Below are 1,644 nucleotides of genomic sequence, written 5' to 3'. Positions count from 1 at the left end.
CGCTCCCTAAGTCACCGTGCATAGCATCCCCTGGATGTAGATAGGTTGCTAGAGTCCCCGTACTCGTCAAGGTAGCAGCAATTTTACGCCCTACAATTCCTGACTTGCCAACTCCCACCAATACCACCTTACCTCGACAATTAGCTAAAAGCTCAACAGCTTGCTCAACTTCCTGAGGTTGAAGTCGATTGGCAGCTAGAGTAATTGCATCAGCTTCAATTTTTAGCCTTTCAACAACCTGTGAAAAGCAAGTTTTTTCCATTAGGGAAAGCATAGGTTTTTATAGATTTTTTCTAATCAAATTACATCCCGCAAAAAAGCAATATAGCTAATAATTTAACTGGCTAACCATCTAAATTATGAATTATTTTATTAACCAGTTTTTTAGGCCATGGAACAGGTGAGTCAGATTGTAATGCAGACTGAGGCAGCTGGCGCTTAGGGCCTGAAAATTCAAAGATAATATTAAATAGTCTGCGATATTTGCCTTGAGGACAAGTGAGGGGTTTGACACCATGCCAAGCATTTGGAGTGTTTTTGAAGATAAAGCTAAAATTATCCAAAAACTGAGTTGGTGTAATGGTTGTGAAGTCAGTAAAATCTGGGTTCATGGCGTCAGTTAGTTTGCCACCCAGTACCAGGGTAGAGCCTCCCCAATCAGGATTCCAGTCTTCACTGGTATTGAAATATAGAATATGAGTACCAATTTTCTTCGGATCATCTGTGTGAGGAGAAACCTCAGAGTTGGTCACTCCTACATGCCAAGCATAACGAACTCGGAAATCATAAACTTCAAACAGGGACTTGATAAAATTTTGATAGTCCAAGTTAGTTTCTAACTCTTCCAGAAACCTCTGCCAGCTTTCAGGTAATTGTTTGAGTTGAACTATACCTTTGTTTTTGCGCTTATGCAAGTGATAATTAGATTTTTCATAGGCAAGATAGTAGCGGTCATGGGGTTTTTGATCATAAACTCGCTTTATAGATTTGTGCTTCTCAAAATAGTTTAAATTAGGAAAATTATGATTTAATTCTTTAAATCCTTCTGAAGTTATAAAATGATTTAAATTTAACCATGGAAATGGATATTTTAATCTGAAAAAATCTTTGTTTAATGAGTGTAATAAATCGTAGTCAATAAATTTTTTATTCATCTCCAATTACTCCATCACGACTTTGAGATGACCGGGTGCATCTCAATGCATACTGTTTGACCCGGTGGTGCGTTACGGGCAGCAACCTAACACTGGCTACGAGGCTTAAAATGGGGGCGAGCCCGTCTTATCACGCACCCTACGCAACTAGAAGCCTGTGCCACAAAGCTGACCGCTGACCGCTGACTGCTGACCACTGACTGCTGACCGCTGACCGCTGAATGCTTACTTAAAACCAACTAGTTTTTTTAACGGATTTAATCGCCCTTTTTAAAGAAGCTATTTCCCGAGCCATGGTTGAGAAATTTCCCTCTAGTAAATCACGCCTGACGTAGGAACGAACAAGGCTTAAATCAATATCATTTTGGGTTATATAACCGCAATCCCTAGCTTCGTTAAAGTACTGAAACCATAGATCTCCATAGGGATGATTGGTATACTTCCAGGGTTGAGTGTAGAGGTTCGTATAGTGGATTAACTTCGTATCTTT

1 protein-coding gene and 2 pseudogenes are annotated in these 1,644 nt (G+C 39.7%); all 3 read right to left on the bottom strand.

Annotated features, from left to right (window positions below; genetic code table 11):
- Positions 1–274 (bottom strand): annotated as a pseudogene (locus tag F6K38_RS41380) (KpsF/GutQ family sugar-phosphate isomerase); the annotation flags it as partial.
- Positions 275–344: 70 nt separating this feature from the next.
- Complete coding sequence (locus F6K38_RS41375; protein ID WP_008179278.1) at positions 345–1,154, bottom strand: hypothetical protein; 810 nt, start codon at positions 1,152–1,154, stop codon at positions 345–347.
- A 229-nt stretch (positions 1,155–1,383) separates the two neighbouring features.
- Positions 1,384–1,644: pseudogene (locus tag F6K38_RS41370) on the bottom strand (glycosyltransferase); the annotation flags it as partial.

This window comes from Moorena sp. SIO3B2 (assembly GCF_010692525.1).
GTDB lineage: Bacteria > Cyanobacteriota > Cyanobacteriia > Cyanobacteriales > Coleofasciculaceae > Moorena > Moorena producens.
This window is presented reverse-complemented; position numbering and strand designations above follow the sequence as displayed.